Genomic DNA, 603 nt, shown 5'->3' on the forward strand with positions numbered 1-603 from the left:
TAATCCTGTAATTAGTGTAAATGCTATGGGTAAAAATTTAAGTAAAACTATTACTTATGATGTTAGAAAATTTGATCCTATATTTGTATATCCAAGCTTTAAAAGTGAGTTAAATACCATAGATTATAAGAGTGATTTTAAAATTACTGTTAGTGGTTTATTAGCTGATAGTGCTGTAAAAGTATTAAAAGATGAAAAAGTTACTCCTAAAAAAGAAAGCTTTAATGTTAATGATAAGGGTGAAGCTACTTTAGAATTTAGTGGCATTAGTGATTATAGTATTAAAGATTTCAAGATTAGTATTGAATATTTAAAACAAGGAGATATAAAAGATACTAAGACAAGTGATACTATCAAACTCCACCAATACACCCCAAGCATTAGTTTTAGTAAAGATAAAATCCATGCTTATGAAAGTGAAAACATCAAAGCTTTAAAAGATCCAAAACTTGATCATGTTGATGTAACTATAAAAGGTGGTAAGCCTAATGAAAAAATAGAATGGAGTTTAAGTGGAGACGCTACTTTAGGTAATCAAGAAGCAACATTTAATGCTAGTGGTGAAGCTAAGGCAGTTATTACTTCTAAGGCTCCATTTAAAGC

At 28.7% G+C, this 603-nt stretch carries 1 protein-coding gene; it reads left to right on the plus strand.

The genetic code is table 11. From position 1 onward, the window contains the following. Positions 1-603: hypothetical protein (locus tag L8W57_RS07845; RefSeq protein ID WP_263662328.1), on the plus strand; the 603-nt coding region annotated here is incomplete at both ends.

Origin of the sequence: Campylobacter sp. IFREMER_LSEM_CL1890 (genome assembly GCF_025772045.1) — a bacterium.
GTDB lineage: Bacteria > Campylobacterota > Campylobacteria > Campylobacterales > Campylobacteraceae > Campylobacter_D > Campylobacter_D lari_D.